The sequence below is a fragment of the Flavivirga spongiicola genome (assembly GCF_030540825.1).
GTDB lineage: Bacteria > Bacteroidota > Bacteroidia > Flavobacteriales > Flavobacteriaceae > Flavivirga > Flavivirga spongiicola.
Genome location: NZ_JAUOEO010000001.1, coordinates 4,078,767 through 4,103,447 on the forward strand (window position 1 = coordinate 4,078,767; position 24,681 = coordinate 4,103,447).

General features: G+C 29.0%; 26 protein-coding genes. 17 read left to right on the forward strand and 9 right to left on the reverse strand.

What is annotated here, in order from left to right; all coding sequences use genetic code 11:
- Nucleotides 1-186: 186 nt before the first annotated feature.
- A complete protein-coding gene (locus tag Q4Q47_RS16195) occupies nt 187-771 on the forward strand; it encodes an RNA polymerase sigma factor (RefSeq protein ID WP_303307678.1) in 585 nt (194 codons plus the stop codon).
- 58 nt (nt 772-829) lie between these two features.
- On the forward strand, nt 830-976 hold the full coding sequence (locus tag Q4Q47_RS16200; protein WP_303307679.1) for a hypothetical protein: 147 nt from the start codon (nt 830-832) through the stop codon (nt 974-976).
- A 28-nt stretch (nt 977-1,004) separates the two neighbouring features.
- Here the strand turns inward: Q4Q47_RS16200 and Q4Q47_RS16205 are convergent, their stop codons facing one another.
- Nucleotides 1,005-1,664, reverse strand: coding sequence for an endonuclease III domain-containing protein (locus Q4Q47_RS16205; RefSeq protein ID WP_303307680.1), 660 nt, complete (start codon nt 1,662-1,664; stop codon nt 1,005-1,007).
- Nucleotides 1,665-1,699: 35 nt separating this feature from the next.
- On the opposite strand from Q4Q47_RS16205, the gene bcp reads away from it, so the two are divergent.
- Complete coding sequence (gene bcp, locus Q4Q47_RS16210) at nt 1,700-2,152, forward strand: thioredoxin-dependent thiol peroxidase (RefSeq protein WP_303307681.1); 453 nt, start codon at nt 1,700-1,702, stop codon at nt 2,150-2,152.
- Between the two features lie 65 nt (nt 2,153-2,217).
- On the opposite strand, the gene Q4Q47_RS16215 is transcribed toward bcp, so the two are convergent.
- The gene (locus Q4Q47_RS16215) at nt 2,218-3,693 is read right to left on the reverse strand and encodes a TonB-dependent receptor (protein ID WP_303307682.1); all 1,476 of its coding nucleotides are present in this window, start codon (nt 3,691-3,693) and stop codon (nt 2,218-2,220) included.
- A gap of 92 nt (nt 3,694-3,785) precedes the next feature.
- Between Q4Q47_RS16215 and Q4Q47_RS16220 the strand changes: the two genes are divergently transcribed.
- Together Q4Q47_RS16220 and Q4Q47_RS16225 are read left to right on the forward strand one after the other, a co-directional pair.
- Nucleotides 3,786-4,547 carry an MBL fold metallo-hydrolase gene (locus tag Q4Q47_RS16220; RefSeq protein ID WP_303307683.1) on the forward strand — a complete coding sequence of 254 codons (762 nt, stop codon included), beginning with the start codon at nt 3,786-3,788 and terminating at the stop codon, nt 4,545-4,547.
- 10 nt (nt 4,548-4,557) lie between these two features.
- Nucleotides 4,558-5,058, forward strand: coding sequence for a hydrolase (locus Q4Q47_RS16225; RefSeq protein WP_303307684.1), 501 nt, complete (start codon nt 4,558-4,560; stop codon nt 5,056-5,058).
- A gap of 15 nt (nt 5,059-5,073) precedes the next feature.
- Here the strand turns inward: Q4Q47_RS16225 and Q4Q47_RS16230 are convergent, their stop codons facing one another.
- Both Q4Q47_RS16230 and Q4Q47_RS16235 read right to left on the reverse strand, forming a co-directional pair.
- Nucleotides 5,074-5,442: a DNA topoisomerase IV gene (locus tag Q4Q47_RS16230; protein ID WP_303307685.1), complete on the reverse strand. Its 369-nt coding sequence runs from the start codon at nt 5,440-5,442 to the stop codon at nt 5,074-5,076.
- A 201-nt stretch (nt 5,443-5,643) separates the two neighbouring features.
- Nucleotides 5,644-6,012: a helix-turn-helix domain-containing protein gene (locus Q4Q47_RS16235; protein WP_303307686.1), complete on the reverse strand. Its 369-nt coding sequence runs from the start codon at nt 6,010-6,012 to the stop codon at nt 5,644-5,646.
- A gap of 288 nt (nt 6,013-6,300) precedes the next feature.
- On the opposite strand from Q4Q47_RS16235, the gene Q4Q47_RS16240 reads away from it, so the two are divergent.
- The 12 genes from Q4Q47_RS16240 to Q4Q47_RS16295 all read left to right on the forward strand — a co-directional run bounded on the left by Q4Q47_RS16240 (nt 6,301) and on the right by Q4Q47_RS16295 (nt 19,338).
- The gene (locus Q4Q47_RS16240) at nt 6,301-7,461 is read left to right on the forward strand and encodes a M14 family metallopeptidase (protein WP_303307687.1); all 1,161 of its coding nucleotides are present in this window, start codon (nt 6,301-6,303) and stop codon (nt 7,459-7,461) included.
- 70 nt (nt 7,462-7,531) lie between these two features.
- Complete coding sequence (locus tag Q4Q47_RS16245; RefSeq protein WP_135875648.1) at nt 7,532-8,011, forward strand: Lrp/AsnC family transcriptional regulator; 480 nt, start codon at nt 7,532-7,534, stop codon at nt 8,009-8,011.
- 366 nt (nt 8,012-8,377) lie between these two features.
- Nucleotides 8,378-9,334, forward strand: a complete 957-nt coding sequence (locus tag Q4Q47_RS16250; RefSeq protein ID WP_303307688.1) for an NAD-dependent epimerase/dehydratase family protein — start codon at nt 8,378-8,380, stop codon at nt 9,332-9,334.
- 49 nt (nt 9,335-9,383) lie between these two features.
- Complete coding sequence (locus tag Q4Q47_RS16255) at nt 9,384-10,691, forward strand: phenylacetate--CoA ligase family protein (RefSeq protein ID WP_303307689.1); 1,308 nt, start codon at nt 9,384-9,386, stop codon at nt 10,689-10,691.
- A 40-nt stretch (nt 10,692-10,731) separates the two neighbouring features.
- Nucleotides 10,732-11,166, forward strand: coding sequence for a hypothetical protein (locus Q4Q47_RS16260; RefSeq protein ID WP_303307690.1), 435 nt, complete (start codon nt 10,732-10,734; stop codon nt 11,164-11,166).
- 295 nt (nt 11,167-11,461) lie between these two features.
- Complete coding sequence (locus Q4Q47_RS16265; protein WP_331497745.1) at nt 11,462-12,751, forward strand: MBOAT family O-acyltransferase; 1,290 nt, start codon at nt 11,462-11,464, stop codon at nt 12,749-12,751.
- Between the two features lie 35 nt (nt 12,752-12,786).
- Nucleotides 12,787-13,890, forward strand: coding sequence for a hypothetical protein (locus Q4Q47_RS16270; RefSeq protein ID WP_303307692.1), 1,104 nt, complete (start codon nt 12,787-12,789; stop codon nt 13,888-13,890).
- Between the two features lie 13 nt (nt 13,891-13,903).
- A complete protein-coding gene (locus tag Q4Q47_RS16275) occupies nt 13,904-15,406 on the forward strand; it encodes an AMP-binding protein (RefSeq protein WP_303307693.1) in 1,503 nt (500 codons plus the stop codon).
- Nucleotides 15,407-15,408: 2 nt separating this feature from the next.
- Nucleotides 15,409-15,654 (forward strand): acyl carrier protein, encoded by a 246-nt coding sequence (locus Q4Q47_RS16280; RefSeq protein ID WP_303307694.1) that lies wholly within the window; start codon nt 15,409-15,411, stop codon nt 15,652-15,654.
- Between the two features lie 7 nt (nt 15,655-15,661).
- On the forward strand, nt 15,662-16,849 hold the full coding sequence (locus Q4Q47_RS16285) for a GNAT family N-acetyltransferase (RefSeq protein ID WP_303307695.1): 1,188 nt from the start codon (nt 15,662-15,664) through the stop codon (nt 16,847-16,849).
- A 172-nt stretch (nt 16,850-17,021) separates the two neighbouring features.
- Nucleotides 17,022-18,707: a carbamoyltransferase family protein gene (locus Q4Q47_RS16290; protein ID WP_303307696.1), complete on the forward strand. Its 1,686-nt coding sequence runs from the start codon at nt 17,022-17,024 to the stop codon at nt 18,705-18,707.
- A 94-nt stretch (nt 18,708-18,801) separates the two neighbouring features.
- Nucleotides 18,802-19,338, forward strand: coding sequence for a hypothetical protein (locus tag Q4Q47_RS16295; protein WP_303307697.1), 537 nt, complete (start codon nt 18,802-18,804; stop codon nt 19,336-19,338).
- 60 nt (nt 19,339-19,398) lie between these two features.
- On the opposite strand, the gene Q4Q47_RS16300 is transcribed toward Q4Q47_RS16295, so the two are convergent.
- From Q4Q47_RS16300 to Q4Q47_RS16320, 5 genes are all read right to left on the reverse strand, one after another.
- The gene (locus Q4Q47_RS16300; protein ID WP_303307698.1) at nt 19,399-20,571 is read right to left on the reverse strand and encodes a GNAT family N-acetyltransferase; all 1,173 of its coding nucleotides are present in this window, start codon (nt 20,569-20,571) and stop codon (nt 19,399-19,401) included.
- A 65-nt stretch (nt 20,572-20,636) separates the two neighbouring features.
- The gene (locus Q4Q47_RS16305) at nt 20,637-21,587 is read right to left on the reverse strand and encodes a hypothetical protein (RefSeq protein ID WP_303307699.1); all 951 of its coding nucleotides are present in this window, start codon (nt 21,585-21,587) and stop codon (nt 20,637-20,639) included.
- 6 nt (nt 21,588-21,593) lie between these two features.
- Nucleotides 21,594-22,838, reverse strand: coding sequence for a GNAT family N-acetyltransferase (locus Q4Q47_RS16310; protein ID WP_303307700.1), 1,245 nt, complete (start codon nt 22,836-22,838; stop codon nt 21,594-21,596).
- A 30-nt stretch (nt 22,839-22,868) separates the two neighbouring features.
- Nucleotides 22,869-23,597 (reverse strand): class I SAM-dependent methyltransferase, encoded by a 729-nt coding sequence (locus tag Q4Q47_RS16315; protein WP_303307701.1) that lies wholly within the window; start codon nt 23,595-23,597, stop codon nt 22,869-22,871.
- Nucleotides 23,598-23,633: 36 nt separating this feature from the next.
- On the reverse strand, nt 23,634-24,665 hold the full coding sequence (locus Q4Q47_RS16320) for a peptidoglycan bridge formation glycyltransferase FemA/FemB family protein (protein ID WP_303307702.1): 1,032 nt from the start codon (nt 24,663-24,665) through the stop codon (nt 23,634-23,636).
- Nucleotides 24,666-24,681: the final 16 nt, after the last annotated feature.

Below are 24,681 nucleotides of genomic sequence, written 5' to 3' on the forward strand. Positions count from 1 at the left end.
AAAATGCATCATATTGCAAATAAATATTAAAAAAAATGATTAATTTTTGTTTTTTAGGAAGGAATGTTGTTATATTTGAATTCATTAATTAAATAATAAATCAACTCTCGCCTATAGCAAAACATTACTTTTAAACATGTAACCCCAAGCAAAGAAGCCCTCTTCTATGCACTAAAAGTAATTATTATGCAATACGAATTTATTTCTGATGCTAATCTGGTTAGCAGTTATATTAAAGGTGAAGAAAGTGCTTTAGAAACTCTTATCACTAGGCACAAACAAAAAATTTATAGTTTTATTTATTCTAAAGTTTACGATAGAGATGTCGCAGAAGATATCTTTCAAGATACTTTTATAAAAGTTATCCGAACGCTAAAACGTGGAGCTTATAATGAAGAAGGGAAGTTTTTACCATGGGTAATGCGTATTTCCCATAACTTGGTTATTGATTTTTTTAGAAAAAATAAAAGAATGCCAAAATTTGATAACGCAGGAGAATTTAGTATTTTTTCTGTACTTAGTGATACTAGCTTAAATGCTGAAAAAAGTATCATTAAAGAACAAGTTGAAACAGACGTAAGACGTTTGGTAGATAAGCTTCCGGAAGACCAGAAAGAAGTACTACTAATGCGTATTTATAATGATATGAGTTTTAAAGAGATATCAGATAGAACGGGGGTTAGTATTAACACAGCTCTTGGTAGAATGCGTTATGCTTTAATCAATTTAAGGAAGATTATAGATAAGCATAATATTGTTTTAACAAATTGATGCAATAAAGTTAATTTTGCTACGTTAATAATTTAATATAAACCCTTAAATTGTTAAAATGGCAAAAATTTACTCTGGAAATTCTATTAAAAATTTAAACGAACAAGAACCGAAGGAAGAAACGGTTAATTTTCTTCTAAATTACTCTAAGGCTTTAAGTGTTATAAATTGTAATAAATTGAAGTTTGAAGCGCTTCTAAACTAAGTTTTCGAAAAGTCCTAACATATTTATGTTAGGACTTTTTTAATTTATTGTATTCATTTATAACAGATTGTCTTCCAATTGTTTTTGTGATAATGTCTTTCTCTAGGTTCCAACCACGTGCTGGTGAATATTCCCTACCATACCAAATAATTTGAAGATGCAAATCGTTCCATAATTCTTTTGGAAACAATCTTTTCGCATCTTTTTCTGTTTGGACAACATTTTTCCCATTACTTAAATTCCATCGATACATCAATCTATGTATATGTGTATCTACAGGAAAAGCAGGAATACCAAAAGCCTGAGACATAACTACGCTTGCTGTTTTATGTCCTACGGCAGGCAAAGCCTCTAAGTCTTCAAAGCTTATAGGCACTTTTCCACTGTGCTTTTCAATTAGAATTTGTGATAACCCATGGATACCTTTGCTTTTCATTGGTGATAATCCCACAGGTTTTATAATGTCTCTTATTTCTTCTACAGAAAGTTTAACCATATCATATGGATTATTCGCTTTTTCAAAGAGTAAAGGAGTTATTTTATTAACTCTAACATCGGTGCTTTGTGCAGACATTAATACCGCTATTAATAAGGTATATGGATCGTTATGGTCTAATGGAATCGGTATTTCTGGATAAAGTTTATATAGTGTATTAATAACAAAGTTTACTCTTTCTTGTTTGGTCATTCGTTTGTATTTTAGCAATAACAAAGTTATAAAATATGAACACATTAAAAGTAGGAAATAAGGCACCAAATTTTGAATCTTTAGACGAACAAGGAAATACAGTTAAATTATCGGATTTTAAAGGAAAAAAGTTAGTCGTTTTCTTTTATCCAAAAGCAAATACCCCAACATGTACAGTAGAGGCTTGCAATTTACGAGATGAATATACTGTTTTACAAGAACAGGGTTATGAAATTTTAGGAGTTAGTGCAGATACTGCAAAAAAGCAATCGAACTTTAAAAAGAAATTTAATTTTCCATATCCGTTATTAGCAGATGTAGATAAAACGGTTATCAACGCTTTTGGTGTTTGGGGAGAGAAAAAATTTATGGGACGTACCTTTGACGGTATTCATCGTGTAACATTTGTTATTGACGAAGAAGGCGTTATTGTAAAGGTGATAGATAAAGTAAAAGCTAAAATACATGCGCATCAAATTTTAGAATAAATAAAAATAAAAACCCTTCATGTGATTTGAAGGGTTTTATTATTGAACTATCTGGTGCGATATATTTACTTTTTAATTCTTTTACTAAGGGTTAGAGGTTTTAAAGGTTTACGAGTGTATCCAAATAAGCGATAATCCTTAATTAAATCTGCAGTACCTTCAGGTATCATATCTTCCCAACCACGTTCACCTTCAGAAATCATGTGTAAAATTTCACGAGAGAATATATTCATTATACTCGTGTCATAATCTTCAATATCGATTACTTTTCCATTGTATTTAAAGAATTTATATAATTCTTTCATACGTGGATATACTTTTAAATTTTCACTATTAATTAATTCTCCAGTTTCTGGATCCAACATTGGGTATAGGTAAACTTTTAAATCTTTGAAAAATAATTTTCCAAATGCTTCAAGAATACCACCACTTATATGGCGATAGTATTTTTCATCAAAAATATCAACCAAATTACTAACACCCATAGCTAGCCCCATTCTAGCTTTTGTGTAATTTGAGAAATACTCAACAACTTTATAGTATTCCTGGAAATTAGAAATCATTACAGATTGCCCTAGTGAACATAATAAATCAGCTCTATCTATAAAATCTTGTTCATCAATCTCTCCCTCGGCTCTTAAATTAGATAAAGTGATTTCAAAAACGACTACGGTTTTATCAGGATTAACTTTGTTTTCTTTAATAAACATTTCGTATGACTTCTCATACATAGCCATATTCACCTTAGTTACAGGTCTAAAGCTACCACGCAGAGCCAATATGTTTTTTTTGTAAAAAACTCTTGCAGGAAGCACATTAGTTCCATCAGGACCAAATACTACAGCATCTGTCATGCCATTTTTAACAAGTTGTAAACTCATTAATCGATTATCGATGTTTTCAAAGGCTGGACCTGAAAAATTAATAGTATCAATCTCTAATTGATCTTTATCCAAATGATCATATAAATAACGTAGTAATTTTTTTGGTTCGTTATATTTATAAAACGCTCCATAAATGAGGTTCGTACCTAATACACCCAGTGTTTCCTGTTGTAAACGTGCATCAGTTTCTTTAAACCGAAGGTGTAAAATAATTTCATTATAATCACCTGTTGCTTCTACTTGATATTTAAGACCAACCCAGCCATGACCTTTAAATTGCTTGGCAAAATCTATTGTAGCTACAGTATTAGCATATGTAAAAAATATTTTATTAGGATGTTTTTCACGTGTTAACCTAGTTTCCATAAGGTCCATTTCATGACTAAGCATCTTTCTTAAACGAGCTTCGGTTACATAACGGCCATCATCTTCAGTACCATAAACGGCATCACTAAAATCTTTATCATAAGCAGACATTGCTTTCGCAATGGTACCTGAAGCACCTCCAGCTCTAAAAAAATGACGACAAGTTTCTTGTCCTGCTCCAATTTCGGCAAATGTTCCGTAAATATTTTCGTTTAAATTAATACGAAGTGCCTTTGATTTCAATGATGGAACATCATTAAATTCTTTATCGCCTTGTATGGTTATTTCCATATTATTAACTGCTTGTTTGTCCTGCGACAAAGGTATTAAATATGTACAGCAAACAAAAAAATAACACTATTTTTGTGCAAAACTTAACACGGTTGAAAATAACTTTTCTTGGAACAGGAACATCACAAGGAATTCCAATTATTGGAAGCAAACACCCTGTTTGTTTAAGTACAGATTCAAAAGATAAACGATTACGGGTTTCTGTTTTGGTAGCATGGGATAATTACAAATACGTCATCGATTGTGGACCAGATTTTAGATATCAAATGTTAAGAGCGGGATGTGATAGAATTGATGGTATTGTTTTTACTCATGAACATTCCGATCATATATCGGGATTAGATGACATTAGACCATTCTATTTCAAACAAGGCGATATTCCTATTTATGCACATAAACGGGTGTTAAAGTCTTTGCGCAAAAGGTTTGACTATATTTTTGCTACTGAAAATAAATACCCGGGAGCACCAGCTGTAATTACAAATCGAATAAAAAACAAGCCTTTTAAATTAAAAAACTTAGAAGTAATACCCATAAATGGTTTGCATGATACATTACAGGTTTTTGGGTTTAGATTTAATGATTTTGCATATTTAACCGATATGAAGACCGTTAAAGATAAAGAGATTAAAAAAATAAAAGGCGTAAAGGTTTTAGTTGTTAATGCATTAAGAATAGATTCACATCGTTCACATTTTAATTTAGAGGAGGCATTAGAATTTATTAATAAAGTAAATCCAGAAACAGCATACTTAACTCATATTAGTCATTTACTTGGTTTTCATGAGAAAGTAGAGAAAACATTACCTGAAAATGTTTTTTTAGCCTATGATGGCTTGGAAATAACAATTTAAATTAAAGTATATGAAAGAGAGAATTTTTATGTATTTGTTCGTTTTTGCGGCATTATTGGTTTTATTTCAGTACGTAAATTCAAAACGAGTATTTGAAGATCTAAATAGTAAGCTGGCAACCCAAAAAATAGCATTAGAAAAATATAAGGATTCGGTAGCGACTTTACAAGATGATATTTTAGGAGTTTCTCATTTTAATTTGGATAGAAATGAGGACGCTATTAGCTATTTTGAAAATGATGGCTATGACATATCAGAATTAATTCCTTTTATAAAAGATGAGCTTTACAAATTAAATGAAGTTAAAGGAGAGCATCCTATAGTACCGTACGCAGCTAGTGAAGGCAGAAAAATGCTGATTAATACTGTGAAAATGTTAAACCACAAATGGATAATTGCTGATTTTTCAGATGGAGAATATTGGGGTGAAATCTTTTTAACTTACGAAATAACAGAAGACAAACAGCTTAAATTCAATTTAATCGAGTATTTTTTATACCCATTTGATTGAGTTTATAAACTGGTATTACTTAACTTTATAAGCAATACCTTTTTGTTTTTTTGTTTCACCTACATAGGAATATTCAAAAGTATAGGAGGAATCTGTTGTGGTTAAAATTTTTAAGTGAATGTCTTTTTTTTCCGCCATGTTTTTAGGTTTGATTGTTTTAAAAATAACCTCGCAGTCATTAATCCAACGTAATTTAGACGAGTCTATCTCATTATTATAGGCTTCAACCTGTAAACCTTCAGTTCTTTTGAATTTAGATGTAAACAATTCATCATCAATGATTACTTCGCTATAAAACTCACCGATTTTATAATCTTTGCAATTACGAGTTGTTTCATAACAACTAACAACGCTTAATAAAAGCATTAGAAAAAGAAATCTCATACTGAATTTGTTTATACTTTTTGGATTGTAGCAAAACCCAGCATTTTTATTTCCATTTATAGGCCTTTTTGAGTTGTGCAGCAGGGCTACGGAAGGAAAAAAAGATAAAAAACGAGGGTATATGGGGGATTTTTTAGCCAATTGAAAAAAGTTTAAATGAGTTCACCATAAATTTAGTTGCAAATTTACTAAAGAATTGTGCTAGTTCTGAAAATTTTTAAAACTTCCGTCTGAATAAAAAATAACGATACGTTCGATTTCTTTTTTGTTTGATATTTTCGGTTGTAATTTTTCAGTCACAGAGAAAAGATCTGTTTCTTTTTTGGCTTCTTCAAATTTTCCTTTTGAAGGAAATTCTCCCTTGCCATTAAAAAGCCAGTACAAGTCAACCTCAGGATAGGCCGAAAGAATTTTTAAGACAAAATCTAAACTAGGTTTATTTCTGCCAGATAGAATATGTGAAATGCTTGAGCGTTGTACGCCAATTTTTTCTGCAAAAGAAGATGCAGATTCACCGTAGTAATCCATTACTTTTTGTAACCTGTTTACAAAATCTTCCATGTTTACCATTGTAAACAAATTAAAATTAATAGTTCTACAAATGTAATAATATAACCCGTAAATATGCATGTTTATTGCATAATAGTTCATAAACACATTAACTAAAGCTTCACTTTAAATACTATAAGTCACTAATTTTATGTGGTTTATGCATGCTTTTTGCCTAATGGAGTTATTAAGTAAACAAATGTAAATTAATAACTAAACCACCGTATAATCTTGTAAACATTTTAATAGTTTTCTTTGTTTACATTTGTAAAATTGTAAATGTTTACATTTGTCACATAAAAAAATAGCATGTACATAGAAGAAATAAAATCATTGTTTTTAAAGCACAGGGAAACCAACTTATTTCATCGTTATATTACTAATAAACACATAGAACCTCTCTTAAATAACTTAGGAGAATATGTCGTAATAGAAACTATAGGAGAATCAGTTTTGAACAATCCTATTTACGGATTAAAAATCGGAACAGGAAATAAGCGTATTTTAATGTGGTCTCAGATGCATGGAAATGAATCAACCACCACTAAAGGGCTTTTTGACCTCTTAAACACTTTTTTAGATAAAAATGTATACTCTGAGAATATTTTGGATACTTGTACCTTATATATAATTCCTATACTAAACCCGGACGGGGCAGAAGCCTATACTAGAATAAACGCAAACAGAGTTGATTTAAATAGAGATGCTCAAAATTTGTCTCAACCAGAAAGTAAGGTGTTAAGAAGAGTCTTTGAATCTTTTAAACCTCATTTCTGCTATAACCTACATGGCCAACGTACTATTTTTGGTGCTGGTAATACTAATAAATCTGCAACCGTATCATTTTTAGCACCAGCACAAGACGAAGCCTGTACAATTACTCCCAATAGAAAGATTGCTATGGAGGTTATTGGAGTTATGAACGAGACTTTGCAGAAGATTATTCCTAATCAGGTAGGTGTATATGACGATGCATTTAATTTAAATTGCGTTGGGGATACATTTCAAAATGAAAATATTCCAACAATTTTATTTGAAGCGGGTCACTATGAGGATGATTATGAACGTGAAATAACGCGTGAGCTCATTTATATATCATATATATCTTCATTAAATTATATCGCTAATAATAGTATAATGGGGAATAATTACGAATCTTATTTTAAAATTCCAGAAAACGAAAAATGTTTTCATGATGTTATCATAAGAAACGCTAGAGTAGCAGTGAGTCATTCAAATGAAAAAATTAACGATATAGCAATTCAATATCAGGAAAAATTGATTCATGATAAAATCGAGTTTATTCCTAAAATTGAAAAGATTGAAAAATTAGATGATTTTTACGGGCATAAAGAAATTGATGCCAATGGTTTGAAGGTATTTGACATTAATAACCAATTGGTTAATATTAATTACGAAAACGATTTCGTAATAATAAATAATGATAAAATCGCATTATTATCGAAATAAAACATATAAATTATGCATAATTATTATTGAAAATGTATTATTTTTGCTTTTTATTTAAGAATAGTTAATTATGGGGAAAATTAAATTAGACGAAATCGACCACCAAATTCTTGATATGTTAATTGATAACACAAGAATACCATTTACAGATATAGCAAAGAAATTATTAATTTCTGCAGGTACAGTACATGTTCGAGTAAAAAAAATGGAAGAGTCAGGAATCATTAAAGGCTCTTCATTAATGCTAGACTACAAAAAACTTGGTTATTCATTTATTGCATACGTAGGTGTGTATTTAAATAATACTTCTCAGACTAAGTTTGTTTTAGAACGCATTAATGAAATAGCATATGTCACTGTAGCGCATATTACTACTGGGAAGTTTAATATTTTCTGTAAAATTAGAGCAAAAAGTACTGAACATGCTAAAGAGGTTATTTTTCTATTAGATGATATAGAGGGGGTTTACAGAACAGAAACCATGATATCTTTAGAAGAAAGTATTAATGACAAAAAACGTTTAATGCATTCCATATTTAAAAATATGTAAAGTCATACCAATTAAGATTATCAGTAAAAGACATAAAAAAAACCTTTTCAAAGGTTTTTTTTATGTCTTTTTTTATAGATTATTTATAGTGATAACTATGTTGTCTTATTAGCTTATGCCTCTAAAATAAACTATTATTTTATGTAAATAATACATCTATTGCAATAGAACTGTATAAGTGTTCTTGTTTGTCAGTAATCTCTAACAGAAAAGAGCAGGATGAGATAAGGATTAGATGTAGATTTTACCGATGAATTTATTGTTGAAAAGTAATTCATCAGTACAAAAAATGAGTTTGTCTAAATTGTTATGAAAAAGTAGTCTGGTGTTTCTTTTAATATTATTTTTAGTTGAAATCATTATATAATGGAAATAGAAATTAATAATATTTTAGTTATTGGAGCTAATGGACAAATAGGTTCAGTTCTTGTTCCTGCTTTACAAAATATTTATGGAAAATCATGTGTTATAGCATCAGACATTTATGACAATGGAGATGCTAATAAGGTGTTTGAAATATTAGACGCAACTAATTTTGATGCTTTACAAGGTGTCATTGAAAAATATAAAATCACTCAAATTTATCACTTGGCAGCAATACTTTCTGCTAAAGGAGAAAAGAACCCTCAACTGGCCTGGGAAGTGAATGTAAATTCATTTATAAATGTCTTAGAGGTTTCTGTTAAACATGATATTAAAAAAGTGTTTTATCCGAGTTCTATAGCTGTTTTTGGATTAAATGCACCACCAAAAAACACTCCTCAAAATACTATTTTAAACCCAACAACTATTTATGGAGTAAGCAAAGTAGCTGGTGAAAATCTAGCACAATATTATTTTACAAAATATGGTCTGGATGTACGTTCTTTAAGATACCCTGGTATAATTGGATATCAATCCTTACCCGGAGGAGGTACTACGGATTACGCAGTAGATATTTACCATAAAGCTATTATTGGTGAAAATTTTGATTGTTTTTTAAAAGCCAATACAGAATTGCCAATGATATTTATGGATGATGCGATTAAAGCAACTATAAAATTAATGCAAGCGCCAATAGAAAATATAAAAATTAGAACGTCATATAATTTATCAGGAATGAGTTTCTCACCAGAAGAAATATATAACTCTATAAAAAAGCATTACCCTAATTTCAGTATTAAATATATTCCGGATTTCAGACAAGATATTGCGGATAATTGGGTAAGTAGTATAGATGATAAAGAAGCTGTGATAGATTGGAATTGGAGCCCTAATTATGATTTAGAATCTATGACGGACATTATGGTTACTATGTTAGCAAAACGTTATAAATCTGCATAGTATAAGTAGATAATTGATTGAAGTAAACTTTAAATATAAATTTTGTCGAATGAGAATATTAGTATTTATTAGAAAAGTATCATTTTGGTTGTTGGATTGTTTTAAAGGATGTCCAATTCGTAGGCATTATAATGATATTAAGTATATTTCTGAAAACTACAGTTCGGCAAATGCCATCAAGAGGAGGGAAAAACACCTAAACAACATATTAAAACATGCGCAGCAAAGTACCGTATTCTATAAAAATAATAGCTCAGGCTTATCTCTGTCAGATTTTCCTATTATAGATAAAAGAGTTGTTCAAAATAATTACGATGATTTCAATTCAGATTTATTTTGTGATAAAAAAAATGCACCGCGGGTAACAAGCGGTTCAACTGGAACGCCATTCAAAATTTTCCATGATCAAAACAAGAGAGATCGAAGTACAGCAGACATCATTTATTTTGGAAAGAAAAATGGCTTCGATATAGGTGATAAATTATATTATGTAAAGGTTTGGAATGATATAAATATGAAATCACTTATAAGGCAATGGATGGAAAACATTGAAATGTATAGTGTCTTTAATTATAATGATGAAGGGATAAAAAAGTTCATATCAGATCTTAGAAATGACAAATCAAAAAAGGCTATAACTTGCTTTGCATCTACATGTAATGTTATTGTTAATTATTTGGATTCTATAAAAGCAAAACCTGAAGATTTTAATATAAAATCGATAATTGCTAATTCTGATGCTCTTGACAATAAAGTCAAGGATAAAATGGAATACTATTTTAAAATACCTGTAGTAGCAAGATATTCTAATATGGAAAATGGACTTCTTGGAATGCAGAGAAGTAACAGTGGTTATGAGTATGAAATAAATTGGGCGAGTTATGTTATCGAAATTTTAGATGTTAATGAGGACAAACCGGCTAAACTAGGTGATTATGGAAGGGTAGTGGTTACAGATTTATTTAATTATTGTATGCCGTTAATTAGATATGATACAGGAGATGTTGCTATTATGGAATTGGATGAAAAGGATAAAGGGGAGGCGCCTATATTAAAGACCATTGAAGGGCGTAAAGTTGATTTAATTAGAAACACCGAAGGGGAGGTTATTACATCTCATATTGTAACTGTTAATATGTGGAAGTATACCGAATTGAAACAATATCAATTCGTTCAAAAAGGAAACGGACATTATATGTTTAGGTTAAATCCGCATTCAACATTTACTAAGGAAGAAGAATTAATCTCTGAGTTTAAAGGTTATTTGGGGAATGACGCTACTATTGATATAGAGTATATAGATGAAGTCCCTCAACTGTCTTCTGGAAAAAGAAGACTTGTGGTAAATGAAATGTAGTTTTTTGTAAAACGTTTTTGTCCACATATTATTTAGCCTAATGAAAAATAGTTTAAAGAGTAAAATAGCTTTAACTAACTTGATTAGTTTTCTTGGAATATTAATTGTTTGGATTGTTGAACTTTTAACAATATCAGGTAATCAAGAAGAAAAACTTATTAATCGTTTATCTCAGTTATTTACGGAATTATCTCATTCTTTAGGATTCCTCGCAGTTATAATTTTCTTACTCCTTATTTTAATGGCTATTGATTATATTGTATTGAATTCTAAAAATAGATTTAAGCATCATTGGGGGGTCATAATTTTTCAATGTCTTATTTTATCAAGTCCCTTTTTGTATTGGATTATTAAAAGTGACTTTAATAGAGGTATCAATATTTTTTTCATTTTTATAATATTTATTACCCAGTACATCCGAAAACAGATAATAAGAAAAATTAAAGTTAAACAAGAAGGGGATTTTACAAAATAAATGAATAGTTTTAGTCTCTGATAATGATAAAATCTATGAGATAAATAACTAAAAGTATTATGAATACAAAGGAACAGTTAAACAAATACAAAAAAGTCTTTTAAAAGATTATCAATAAATATATTACGGCAATATGATATTTAATTCTTTAGAGTTTTTTATATTCCTTCCTGTTACTTTTTTGCTCTATTGGCTAGTCTTTAAAAAATTTATAAAAGTTCAAAATATATTTCTTCTTATTGCTAGTTATATATTTTATGGCTGGTGGGATTGGAGGTTTCTTTCATTAATACTTTTGAGTACAATAGTTGATTATCTGGTTGGAATTAAAATTGATTCAAGTGATAAACAAGTAAAAAGAAAATCATGGCTTTGGGTTAGTGTCGTTTTTAATGTTGGACTCCTTGGTTTTTTTAAATATTATAATTTCTTTATTGATTCTTGGATCGATATGTTTTCAATCTTAGGATATGAGATTAAAAGTACTTGGACTTTGAGGGTTATTCTTCCTGTAGGCATCTCTTTTTATACATTTCAAACCATGTCTTATTCGTTTGATATCTATTATAAAAAACTTAAGCATACAAAAGATTTCCTGTCATTCGCTACTTTTGTTAGTTTCTTTCCTCAGCTAGTTGCCGGACCTATTGAAAGAGCATCAAATTTACTTTCTCAGATTACCAACAAGAGAACGTTTAACTATGAACAAGCAGTTGGTGGTTTAAAATTAATACTTTGGGGGTTATTTAAAAAGGTTGTTATTGCAGATTCATTAGGAGTTATAGTCGACGATATATTTGCAAATTATAGCACTTATCCGGCATCTACATTAATATTGGGAGTGACTCTTTTTAGTTTTCAAATATATGGTGACTTTAGCGGCTATTCAGATATAGCAATAGGAACAGCAAAGCTTTTTGGAATAGAGCTAACGTCTAACTTTAAGTTTCCATACTTTTCAAGAAACGTAGCTGAGTTTTGGAGACGTTGGCATATATCATTATCAACATGGTTTCGATATTATATATATATACCGTTAGGTGGATCTTATCAAAGTAAATGGATCTCTCTTAGGAATATAGCCATCGTTTTTTTAGTAAGTGGATTTTGGCATGGAGCCAATTGGACCTTTATATTTTGGGGATTAATACATGCTCTTTTATTTATACCATCTTTTTTAACTGGTCGAAATAGAACATATGTATATTCGCATATAGGAGAAAGCAGGTTTCTTAAAACAACAAATGAATTTTTCAACGTTATACTTACATTCTGTATCGTAACATTTGCTTGGGTTTTTTTTAGATCAGATTCTATTTTAGAAGCATTTGAATTTATTAAAAGAATAATATTCAATTTTTCTCATGAATCATATAGTCACCCTATGGGTTATAGAATGATTGACTATTACGTCTTAATAGTTTTGTTTGTATTATACGAGTATAGAATACGAAAAGACGAAAGAGCACCATTTAAATTTAAATCAAAATTCATTAGATTTATTATATACACTTTAGTTATATTTTTGTTATTGTTGTTTTATGATGACACTATTGATAGATCGTTTATTTATTTTCAGTTTTAATATATAAAACTTAGTAATTTTTAATTTGGTATTCTGTGAACAATAACCTGGAGGTGATAGCCTTAACAAAAAAAGACCTTAGGGAAGCCATTGCCCTTAATACGTATTGGGATAATTCTATAGAGGCTCCTTTTTCGAAGAATAAAGCGCTATGGATGCTTAATAACAAACGGTCAGATGATGATGATACGCTAGCGATATTAGCTTATGAAAATAGTGCCTTAGTATCTTTTGTTTGTGTCGTTCCCGATTTAATAAGAAAAAAAGAAGGAGGGAATGTCAAAAAAGTATTTTGGAGCCACCGTTGGTGGGTTTCAGACAATTATAAAGACACCATACTTTCTACTTATACCAAGGGTATGTCTTTAAATGCTCTAGATAACCAGATTGTAATAAAATTTTTAGGAGATGCTACCAAAGCATATTATGAAAAACAAAATTTTACTAGATTTTCCGAAAGAGACCGGCATATCATTGTCTTTAGTTTAAATTACGATCTTTTAATTTATAAAAAAAGTAGTCTAAAAAAGATTAAAGGGCTATTAAAATTTCTTGATAAGGCTTCAGGTAAATTGATTTCGTTAATCAATGGTAAAAAAAGTAGCAATAGAACTAAATTATTATCTTATAAATATGTGTCACATTTAGACGAAACTAATTGGAACTTTATTAAAGAATATTGTGCTGATGATATCGTGCCAAAAACGCTAGAATACATCAATTGGCAATTAAATAATGATCAATACCAAGTTTCAACTAATATTACAGATGAATTAAAAGATAATTGTAGGTTAGGCAGTATTTCAAATTCTATATCTAATTTAAATTTCATAGTGAATAAAGATGATAAACCCATAGGTTTTATATCGGGTCTTGTATTGGGAAAAAGATTTATAGTAAGATATTTTTTATCAAATAAAAATAATTTTGATTCTTGCTTAGATGCATTGATTAAGAATATGATAAAGTCAAAGTGTACACTATTGCAAACTGAAAATGATGTTTTGGGAGACCGAATTAAAAGTAGATACTTAAATCTATATGTAGATACAAGAAAATTGTTTTCTCTTATTCATGATGATGTCGGTATAGATGCGACAAATATTACAGTGAAAGATCAAGATGGTAATTTTCTCTAATTTATAATGGGTTATGAATTTGATTCTCTCTTTACGCGATTCTTTTCTTAAAAATAAGAACAAAAATGCTTTTTGTATTAATGATGTTTTTTATACTTATCAAGACTTATTGAAATGTATTATAAAAATTAGAAAAATTATAAATAGTGATATTGTACATGACGAAAAAATTATTGGTTTGGCTACTAATAACGATTTAGAAACTTATGCTACAATTTGCTCATTATGGATGGAAGGGAAAGCATATATTCCCGTAAATCCAACAGCTCCAATAAGTCGAAATGTAGAAATTCTAGATTCAATTAATGTAAAAACTATTTTTGACTCATCCTCCAAAACTGATTTTACTGCATTTAAAGTATTGAATATAAATGAAGTTGCAGAAGACAATGTAGCATTGTTAGAATCTATCAATTTTAATGAAAATAATATAGCATATGTGTTGTTTACCAGTGGTAGTACAGGAAGCCCCAAAGGAATTCCTATTAGCTTTAAAAATTTAAATGCACTAATAACAGAGCTTGATATAGATAAAGAGTATAAACTAAATTCGTCTGACAGATGCTTACAAATGTATGATTTAACATTTGATGCTTCACTTACAGCTCTTTTACCGGCACTCTTAGTTGGGGCATGTGCTTATACTGTATCTTCTAATAGTATAAAGTATTTATATGTATATAAGCTTTTAGAACAATATAAACTTACCGTTTTAAAAATGGTGCCTTCAATAATCTATTATTTAAGACCGTATTTTTCCGAGATACACGCACCATCTGTTCGATATTCTATTTTTGGAGGAGAAAAACTGTATGAGAATATTGTTCATGAATGGAGCAAATGTATTCCTAATAGTACAGTTTTAAATCATTATGGGCCAACAGAGTTTACCGTATGCAGTGGTTATTATAATTTTAAACTTAATGAGGAAAACAAATCCCATAATGGTGTGTTGTCAATAGGTAAACCTTTTAAAAATGTTGATTATATTATATTAGATAATGATGGTCATGTAGTTTCAGATAATGTAGAAGGGGAGTTATGTCTATCTGGTAATCAATTAACAAATGGTTACTGGAAAAATAATAAGTTAAATGAGGTCTCATTTTTTATGCATAAAACAGAATCGGGAGAGGTGAAAAGATTTTATAAAACGGGAGATATTTGCCTTAGGAATCAAGAGGGGAACTATATGTATATTGGAAGAAAGGATTTTCAAGTAAAAATTGGAGGTTATAGAGTTGAGTTAGGTGAAATAGAATATCATGTTAGAAACCATGTGTCTACTAAATCTAAAAACATTAGTGTAATAGATGTTAAGAATTCTAATAATAATGATGAACTCATACTTATAGTAGAAAGTGCTAAATTTGACACTAAAGGTTTATTGGATTATTTGAGTATAAAACTTGCAGATTACATGGTTCCAAAAAAAGTATTTTTTATAGATAATTTTCCACATAATAGTAATGGGAAATTAGATAGAAATAAATTAAGGAGTTTAATAAATAATTAAAAATGAATAACGAAGAAATTTTTGCTACTATAAGAAAATCATTTATTAAAATATTAGAGCATGATAATTTTGAACTAAATGAAACTACAACAGCAAAAGATGTAGACGGTTGGGAGTCTATTACACACTTATTAATTATTAATGAGGTGGAAAAGTCTTTCAATATTAAATTTAGGCTAATGGATTTAATGTCAATGCAAAATATTGGAGATTTAATAGCATCCATAAAAAAAGAAACAAACCCTTAAAGTGTATTTGCTTAAGCTAATCAATATTAATTTTTATAAAGATTTTTCTGAAAAGAATAGGATACCCTATTTTTATGAGAATGTCTATAACAAGATTAGTTTGCAAGATTATTTTAACAAAAAAAAAGCTAAGAGTAGTTTACACAAAAAGGGGGTAATAGCTATTAATTTTATACCTCCTTATTTTGATTTAAAGTTCAGAAAATCAGATAAAATTCATGGTTTTTTTAAAGTTTTTACTCATTATGGTTTCTTAGCTGATTTTAAGGGGTATTCGAGTTTTTCCGAATACTTTAAATCTCAAGTAAAAGCAAAAAGAAGAAAGTCTTTAAAAAGTCAATTAAGAAAACTAGAGACGTGTTTTAATCTTAGTCATAAAGTATATCTAGGTAAAATCGATAAGTCTCATTATGCTTTTTTACTTGAAGAGCTGAGAATATTAATAAAACGAAGATTTATTCAAAGAGGAGGTGTCCATCCTTTTTTAAATAATTGGAGTTTTTATAAAGAATCGGCTTATTCCATGCTGATAGACAAAAAGGCGTGTCTTTTTGTGATTTATGATGGTGAAAAACCAATTGCTATAAGTTTAAACTACCTCCATCAAAATATTTTCGTTGGCGCCATAGATTCATATGATATAGACTATTCAAAATTTAGCCCTGGAAATATTATGATTTTAAAGAAAATCGAATGGTCTTTATTGAATAATTATAAAATATTCAATATGGGTTATGGAGATCTAAAATACAAACGGGAATGGTGCAATACCGTTTACAAATATGAAAGCCATATTTTATTTAAAAAAAATAGCTCGCTAAGTAAATTAGTGGCATATTTAGTAAGTAGATTAATACTGCTAAAAATTAATTTTAAACAAAAAAATAAGCCTATTCAAGATCATTTTTTAAATTTTTTAAAAAAAAACAAAAAGATTTTAAATATTAATCATCATGTATCTTACATGGATTATTTAGATGCCACAAATTTAATTACGAGCAAGAACACGGTTAAATTAGACATTAATAAAGATGAAAATGCTTTTTTGAGAAAACATGTATATAATTTTCAATACAGTAATTCAGAAAATTCCAAAGACATTGATGTCTTTATGGTTGTTAATGATATAGAATCTGATAGTTATATCATTAAAGGGAAAACAAATTGTTGCATTTTAAATTATACAAAAGACTGAATGTCTATGGTTTAAAATTTTATTCTTACTATATCAAGAGCGTTAGGAGAAGAGTTTTAACGAACTTTTTTTAGTATATATATTACACTTCAACGATTATTTTAATCTATCATTGGTTTAATTTTTAATTAGACTGTTAGTTTCTGATATTAAAGTACTTAAATATTTAGGCATGATTATATTAGGGTTAAACTATTACTTTCATGATTCAACCGCATGCATCGTTAAAGATGGAAAACTTATATGCGCCATAGAAGAAGAAAGGCTTAATAGAGACAAGCACACACAAGCATTTCCAGAATTAGCTATTAAAAAATGTTTAGATATTGCAGGACTTAGGCACTCAGATATTGATCATATTGCGGTCTCAATTAAACCTCAAACCCATTGGTTTAAAAAAATAGTATATATATTGAAAAACTTAAAAAGTTTCATGCCCTTTTTTGGGCATCATTTGGTAAATGCATATGCAAAACAAAGGCGATTTAAATTATGGTATCATAAAATGTATGATAATACTGAAGGACCTAAAGTGCATTTTATAGAACATCATTTAACACATGTAGCTGGGACTTTTTTTGTGTCTCCATACAAAGAAGCTGCGCTATTGGGTCTTGATGGATCGGGGGAATGGGCTACTACATGGCTTGGACATGGAATTGACAATAAAGTAAAACAGATAGGGGAGAGTTTTTTTCCTAATTCCTTGGGATCCTTTTATGAAACGGTAACCCAATTTTGTGGTTTTATACCTAATTATGATGAAGGCAAAACGATGGGATTGGCCCCAATGGGCGATGCCAATGTTTATAAAGATCAGGTGGAAAAATTAGTTCGTGTAAATAATAAAGGTGAAATAAAGATTGACTTATCTTATTTTAACTACCAATATCTTATAAAGAACAGATATTCAGAAAAATTCATAAAAGTATTTGGGAAACCAAGAGATCCAAATGGTGAATTTGAAGAAAACCATATAAATGCTGCTGCGGCCTTTCAACGTGTTTTGGAGGACAAGGTTTTAGAAATGTGTAAAATACTTTATAATAAGACTAAGGCAGATTATTTAGTGATTTCTGGAGGCGTTTCTTTAAACAGCGTTATGAATGGTAGAATAGTTAGAGAAACACCCTTTAAGGATGTTTACGTCATGCCAGCAGCAGGTGATAATGGGACTGCTATTGGTGCTGTATATTATTTATATAATGGTATACTAAATAAACCTAGGAATTTTGTTCACTCTAATCCTTATTTAGGCACAATATATTCAAATACAGAAATTAAGGCCATTATTGATGAAGCAAAGGTTAAATCAGAGTATTTTGAAGATATATGTGAAAAAGCATCCTCATTACTGTCTGAAGGAAAAATAATTGGTTGGTTTCAAGGTGCTATGGAGATTGGGCCAAGATCCCTTGGTAGCAGAAGTATTCTTGCAAACCCAGCTTTTCCAGATATGAAAGATAAGATTAATGCTGAAGTAAAACATAGAGAAGCGTATAGACCTTTCGCGCCTTCTGCATTAGTTGAATTTTATAAAGAATATTTTGATCTTGAAGTCGAGGCTCCTTTCATGCTCAAAGTTTGTAATGTACATAAGGATAAACAAAATGTTATTCCCGCAGTGACTCACGTAGATGGTAGTGCCAGATTGCAAACAGTTGATGGGAAATTCCATCCTCTATACCATGGTGTTATAAAGAAATTTGCAGAAAAAACTGGGGTTCCCGTAGTTCTAAATACGAGTTTTAATATTCAAGGAGAACCTGTGGTAGAGTCGCCTAAAGATGCGTTAAGATGTTTTTATTCAACAGGTCTTGATGCATTAGTTATGGGCAATTATGTTTTACAAAAATAGATGTTAAACTTCCTTTTTTGTACTTATAAAGTACAAAGCTTGTCTTGCCTATACTTTTTTTAATTAAAATCATATCATATATTTAGTTTCCAGATTGTTCTTTCCAAAAAGTCTGTTTTTAGTTTTATTTGATGAAGATGGTGTTTTTAAATATTTAACCACATTATTTTTTCTTTTATCGTCAGTATTCTTTGTGCGGAGCTTATCCAGAAAGAAATCCTTATTTATCAACAGTTATATTTTAATTATTGCGCTAGTATGTTTTTTTATTGGTACGGAGGAAATTAGTTGGGGGCAACGTATTTTTAACATTGAAACACCAGAATCACTTAAGCATATAAACTATCAAGAAGAAATTACTGTTCACAACCTAATACCTCCAGATTATCATCCGTTTATATATTTAGTTATATCTCTGTGTTGTTTGGTGTTTTTTGCTTTTACCAATAATAGGAGGTATGAAGCATTATTTTGGGTTACAAAAAAATACCTTCCATCAAAGAAGTTTTTAGTAATTGCATTTTTATTACCACTTATTTCATGGTATAACATGGAGCATTTTGAAGTTATACTTTCTTTTCTGTTTTGCGTGTATGCATTTCAATTGTTTAAGAAATTCCGAAGTAGTTAGTCTATATAAAGTTTATTGAAAGCTAGTTTTTAAACCCTTTATTATCATTAAGTCCAGGTATTAAGAATTGAATATCGCATCAATTATTACTTTGTTTTCATTACCTATAATTAAATATTTATTAGAGGTATCTAATACTTCATAGACTTTAATGTCTTTTTCATTAGCATTAAAATTAAAGAGAAAATCATAAACCGTTTTCTTTATAAAATGATGTTCAGTCTCGTAAATATTAATTTCATCTCCAATATTTACTTCTACATTAAAATCGATATTACTAATTTTAATTTCTGTTTTCTTTAAAGGCTTTATAGTATTCTTTAATTTCTGCTTTTTTACATGGTACTTATCTATTAATCCTCGTTCTCTTAATACATGTTTTATTTTAATCTTAGACACATATACTTTAGATTTAATAATAGATAACAAGGATTTTGAATTGTAAAATATATGGTAGTTATGCTTATAGCTAGTATTGCACCAACGCTTTTTCCAATAATAAGTTCCAAACGAAAAGTCAATAAAATCAATGTTATTATTGATACACCACTCAATTTGTTTTATTAAATCTATATACCCTGTATTGAATTTTGAATAAGCAATATCATAAGTTCTTATAAATTGGTAGACAATACTATTGTTGTGATAGTTTAGACAAATATCTATAGGATTATCACCATTATAAATGACAAACAAGGAAGCTCTTTTTTGTAATATAAGTGGGTAAAACTTTTTATAAAAATAATCAGATCGTTTAATATTTATATTGTCTAAAATTCCTTTTTCAATTGATCTTAGTTCTAATAATCTAAAAAACTTTTTGAATATGAAATCATATTCCTCCTTTGACATCTCTCCATAGTACATTTTATACTTTATGTCAAAAGATGCTTCTAGCTTTTTAATTGATCTTCGTAATTTATATCGGCTAGAATTTCCGAATCGAGTTTTTAAATAATCATTGACATCATTTATTCCTTCAAAACTTATAGAAAAACCAGGATATTGTTCTACTGTAACATGTTTAATGTTTTTAGGTAACTGTTTGTACTCTAGTTCAAAATATTCAGGGATATCTTTTATTACTTGAAAACTGTTTCTAGGGCTTTTAAAATTACTATCATCATTGGTGTAGTTAAACCCATTTAAAGAATTACTACTTAAAGTTTTATAAAATCCTGGAAGTTTATCTAATAGGAATATTTGTTCTTTTAAGTCTAATGGTTCGCTCATGGATTTTAATGTGATAATCTAATTTAAAAGAATTTTAATATTTAAATGAATAATATATCTGGAATCTAATTTATTGTTTTGCTTTGTGAAAAATATTTAGCGATTTCTTTAGAAATTAATTCCCTGCCATGATCATTCCAATGCTGGTCGTAAATTAGAGTAGGAGTTTGCTCAGATTCTTCGAAAAGGATGCCGTAGTCTATAATCTGAAACCCATTTGCTTTACAATAGTCTAAAAAGTCTTTATTGGTAGCCTTAGAGTTTAATAAAAAAGACATTTTGCTTTTATCAAAACCAAAAGTGTCTATTAGAGCCTTAAAATTTTCTAGCCTTTTTAAGTCTTCATCAATTTTGTACGTTGTATCTACTGCTTTAGGTTTTACTCCTCTATTAATAATACTAATTGCCATATTTTTAATAGGATCTACTATTCCAATAGAAGATGCATATGAAAGTAGTTTGATTTTATCTCGCATTCTAAACAATGGAGACTTAAGCAAAGCTATCCTTTCGTTGTTTGGTTTATATTCAACACGTTCTAAATCTTCATCATATTTTAAGTAAATAATAATATGATCAACTAATTTAAAGTGTTCTTTATAGATATTGACTAAATTTAGTTGATCAGCTAAATCATAACCAGCATACCCATATTCATATACTTCAATGTTCTTTAGTTTGTTCTCAATTTTTTTACCTGTTGAATCATAATAATCCTGATGCATCCCTTCTATAAAAGAATCTCCAATTATCGCTATTTCTATTTTATCTTTTGATGGTGTAAAATCTCTATAAGAATTAAACCCAAAGTTATTTATTTTATATTCTGAATGATTTTGTCTTCTATTGCCAGTTACAGCATACCCTGTTTGATTTGGCAAGCTCTTTTCAACACCAAATTCATCTATATATCTTATGGGTACTTCAGTATATAGGTGAAAAACCCTAACAAAAACCTCTAAGGCGATTAGTATAAGAAACAGGTATAATATACATTTTATAAAAAGCTTTTTCATGAGTTTTTACTGCATAAATTTCACTTGCTGAATTAAGGTGTCACAGGAAACAATATAAGTATTATTTTCATTTTTCATTTTATAAATATCAATTTCGTTATAAGACTTAACTACTAAATAAAGAAAGTCGTAAACAGGTTTTGTTAAAAAATGATAGTTAGTATTCTCTTTAATATCTATTTTAAGCAAATCATTGGAAAAGGGTAGAGTCTCCAATTTAGTGATTTGAGCTTCTTTATATAATTTAGAGTGTTTTTTGTTTTTTAAAAAATATGTGATTTTATGAAATTTAACATCTAGTTTTTTGCTTCTTAAGTAGGTTTTAAATTCCAGAAAATTATAATAACTAAAAGCTATAAACTTTGATATAACTGATTTTTTGTCATAAATAATATGATACTCAAAATTATATTCTAACGTGCACATTCTTTTTTTGTAATCGAAATACCCTTTCGAAAAATCTAATGTTTTTAGATTGTTGTCAAAACACCAGGAAAGCAATTTTAAATTGTTTACGTAGCCTATATTAAACTTTGAATAATCAATATCAAAAACAGTAATGGCGTCTATAAGCGTATCTTCGGTATGATAATTATAGGTAATTGCTATCGGCGTTTTATTATCATAAACAACAAAAAGGGAGGCTTTTTTTTCGAGTATTAATGGATATGCTACCTCTTTATAGAAATTCCATTCAGAAGGTTGCATATTGTTATAAGAAATCTGTTTGTCCTGATATCTCTTTTTCAATAAGATCATAAAAGAATCAAATACCTCTTCATATTCATCTTTATTAATACCTCCAAAGAACATTTTGGTGGATATATTGAAACATATATCTAAACGCTTAGTGAACTTGCGCATCTTCATTCTTGTGTTCTTGCTAAAAGTAGAAAGCAAGTACTCATCTATAGTCTTAAATTTGTCTAAGTTTATTAGAAATCCAGGATATTGAATTGATTTGTAAATCCCAAGATCCTTTAAAAAATCGGTAGAGGCATCGTTTAAATGTGGCAATGTATCATATACAACATAGCATTTGTTTTTATAATCTGCACAATCGTATATCTTGTAGTTGTTTCCTTTGGTTAGGTTTTTTCCAGCATTAAAATAGAGAGGTAAAAAAGCGCTTTTATAAAAATTTATACCACTAATGAACTTGAATGTGTTTATTGATTTGTTTGGAATGAAATGCTTTTTCCAAATCTTTTGAAATGTACCGGTCGTAAAAGGGGTGTTTTTAGTTTCCATTTAACACTATAGTGATGTATAATTTGGACATTATTGAGATTTTTTACAGGCTATATGTATGTGCTGCATTTTATTTGAAGGTTCTATTTGTGTTTTAACTTCAAGAATAGAAAACCCATTGTTTTTAAGAATAGTAATGATATCACTTTCTTTAAACCATATATTTCGAGGTTGCTTTTTATTTAAGAATTTCCAATTAAATTTACCATCAATATTCAACCATGGTAACTCATACTTACGAATCTTATCGTTTCTTATAATTCTAAAAAAATTAACTAAAAAGCTTAATATTGGATTGTAAAATTTTGAATGCCAATTAAGAAATGAGAATATATAAGTGCTATCTACTTTTCCTATTCTATGTGCTTCTTTTAAGGCTTTGGGAAGCAATTCTTTATCTACAAAGCATAGGATTTGTTGCAAATAAATTAAATAATCGAATGAGTTGTCGGTATAGGTGATCAGATTAGTTGCATCTGCAGTCTTAAAGTTTATTGAAGCATTTAATTCCTTTTTCTTTTTATTACAAAAGGTTATCATGTTTTCAACATAATCAAAGGCTTCAAGTTTATAAAATCCAAGTCTTTCAATTTCAAAAATTATCCTACCGCCACCTGTACCAGCTTCAATAACTTTCCCTTCTTTATTTGAAAGGTACTTTTTAATAAAATATGACTCAATTGATAGCAAATCATTTTTTTCTGCCCAAACTTTAAATAACTGGTCAGAATAAAGGTCTTTATTTAAATTATTTTTCATTGAATTTTAATTAATCCCTTAATAGTCATTTTTTGATTAAATAAATACTTTAAGCCTATACAATGGAAAGAAATTAGATTCTTTGTTGGTTATTTTATTTTTATCACATATGTTTTTGTAAGCTTTTTCATTTACAATGAGTTTCCAAATGAAAAACTGGTGATATTCATCAGAAAACGAAGATTTAAACCTAAATAAAGAATTGTCTTCACAGGCTCCTAATCCGCCTCCTAGATTAAAAGTATGATAGCCCTCATCTGTCGCACTAATTCTCATTTCATCTATAAGAAGTTTTGTTGGCATTAAATGGAAAAAATCACTTTTAGTACCGGACAAATGATACTGAACAATGCCATTCTTTTTAAAAAAAATCGCTCCAGAAATGATATTTTTAGATTCATTGTCTCTAGCTAAAAGAAGCTCTGTTTCAAAATCTGTACTATTAAATAAGTTATAATAATATTTTTTGTCAAAATAATAAGATTTTTCAGCATTAACCCGATCCATGCTTTCATTGTAGATTTCAATAAACTTATCGACCCCTTCATAACTATCAACCTTTACTATACTACAATTTTTTCTTGATCTATTAATGTGGTTTTTAAGCCTTCTGTGATAATTTTGCCTTTGTATTGTTTTATCTAATTTTAAATTAATATTCACTACTTTGCCCATAGGGAATATAGCTCCAAAATTTTTCAATACATGAGTTTGATTAGGTACATATGGGTGTAATCTTGAAAAGACAGAAATAATATTATTTTCATTAAAAAAATGATTTAATGAATTAATAAAATTGCTATTATCAAAACTGTTGTTAATGCCTTTTGACAAAGGTCCTGTATACCCATATACAGATGTAGCATCTTTAAAAGCAGACCCTTTTATATCTCTAATTAACAGCGGGATCGCAATGATTATATCATTTTCGACATATTTAATTAAAATTGGGTTTTCTCCTTTTGATTTGGCAATTAAATGGTACTCAAAAGTATGATATGAATCATGCATATCAAATTCTGATAACAAGAAATTCCAATCTTCTTTGTTTGTTATTGTTTCTATCATTTTGTTATAAAACCAT

What these genes read in the sequence shown, in the direction of transcription:
- Q4Q47_RS16195 (WP_303307678.1), top strand. Translation starts at nt 187, where the DNA reads ATGCAATACGAATTTATTTCTGATGCTAATCTGGTTAGCAGTTATATT.
- Q4Q47_RS16200 (WP_303307679.1), top strand. Translation starts at nt 830, where the DNA reads ATGGCAAAAATTTACTCTGGAAATTCTATTAAAAATTTAAACGAACAA.
- Q4Q47_RS16205 (WP_303307680.1), bottom strand. Translation starts at nt 1,664, where the DNA reads ATGACCAAACAAGAAAGAGTAAACTTTGTTATTAATACACTATATAAA.
- bcp (WP_303307681.1), top strand. Translation starts at nt 1,700, where the DNA reads ATGAACACATTAAAAGTAGGAAATAAGGCACCAAATTTTGAATCTTTA.
- Q4Q47_RS16215 (WP_303307682.1), bottom strand. Translation starts at nt 3,693, where the DNA reads ATGGAAATAACCATACAAGGCGATAAAGAATTTAATGATGTTCCATCA.
- Q4Q47_RS16225 (WP_303307684.1), top strand. Translation starts at nt 4,558, where the DNA reads ATGAAAGAGAGAATTTTTATGTATTTGTTCGTTTTTGCGGCATTATTG.
- Q4Q47_RS16230 (WP_303307685.1), bottom strand. Translation starts at nt 5,442, where the DNA reads ATGAGATTTCTTTTTCTAATGCTTTTATTAAGCGTTGTTAGTTGTTAT.
- Q4Q47_RS16235 (WP_303307686.1), bottom strand. Translation starts at nt 6,012, where the DNA reads ATGGTAAACATGGAAGATTTTGTAAACAGGTTACAAAAAGTAATGGAT.
- Q4Q47_RS16240 (WP_303307687.1), top strand. Translation starts at nt 6,301, where the DNA reads ATGTACATAGAAGAAATAAAATCATTGTTTTTAAAGCACAGGGAAACC.
- Q4Q47_RS16245 (WP_135875648.1), top strand. Translation starts at nt 7,532, where the DNA reads ATGGGGAAAATTAAATTAGACGAAATCGACCACCAAATTCTTGATATG.
- Q4Q47_RS16250 (WP_303307688.1), top strand. Translation starts at nt 8,378, where the DNA reads ATGGAAATAGAAATTAATAATATTTTAGTTATTGGAGCTAATGGACAA.
- Q4Q47_RS16255 (WP_303307689.1), top strand. Translation starts at nt 9,384, where the DNA reads ATGAGAATATTAGTATTTATTAGAAAAGTATCATTTTGGTTGTTGGAT.
- Q4Q47_RS16260 (WP_303307690.1), top strand. Translation starts at nt 10,732, where the DNA reads ATGAAAAATAGTTTAAAGAGTAAAATAGCTTTAACTAACTTGATTAGT.
- Q4Q47_RS16275 (WP_303307693.1), top strand. Translation starts at nt 13,904, where the DNA reads ATGAATTTGATTCTCTCTTTACGCGATTCTTTTCTTAAAAATAAGAAC.
- Q4Q47_RS16280 (WP_303307694.1), top strand. Translation starts at nt 15,409, where the DNA reads ATGAATAACGAAGAAATTTTTGCTACTATAAGAAAATCATTTATTAAA.
- Q4Q47_RS16290 (WP_303307696.1), top strand. Translation starts at nt 17,022, where the DNA reads ATGATTATATTAGGGTTAAACTATTACTTTCATGATTCAACCGCATGC.
- Q4Q47_RS16300 (WP_303307698.1), bottom strand. Translation starts at nt 20,571, where the DNA reads ATGAGCGAACCATTAGACTTAAAAGAACAAATATTCCTATTAGATAAA.
- Q4Q47_RS16305 (WP_303307699.1), bottom strand. Translation starts at nt 21,587, where the DNA reads ATGAAAAAGCTTTTTATAAAATGTATATTATACCTGTTTCTTATACTA.
- Q4Q47_RS16310 (WP_303307700.1), bottom strand. Translation starts at nt 22,838, where the DNA reads ATGGAAACTAAAAACACCCCTTTTACGACCGGTACATTTCAAAAGATT.
- Q4Q47_RS16315 (WP_303307701.1), bottom strand. Translation starts at nt 23,597, where the DNA reads ATGAAAAATAATTTAAATAAAGACCTTTATTCTGACCAGTTATTTAAA.
- Q4Q47_RS16320 (WP_303307702.1), bottom strand. Translation starts at nt 24,665, where the DNA reads ATGATAGAAACAATAACAAACAAAGAAGATTGGAATTTCTTGTTATCA.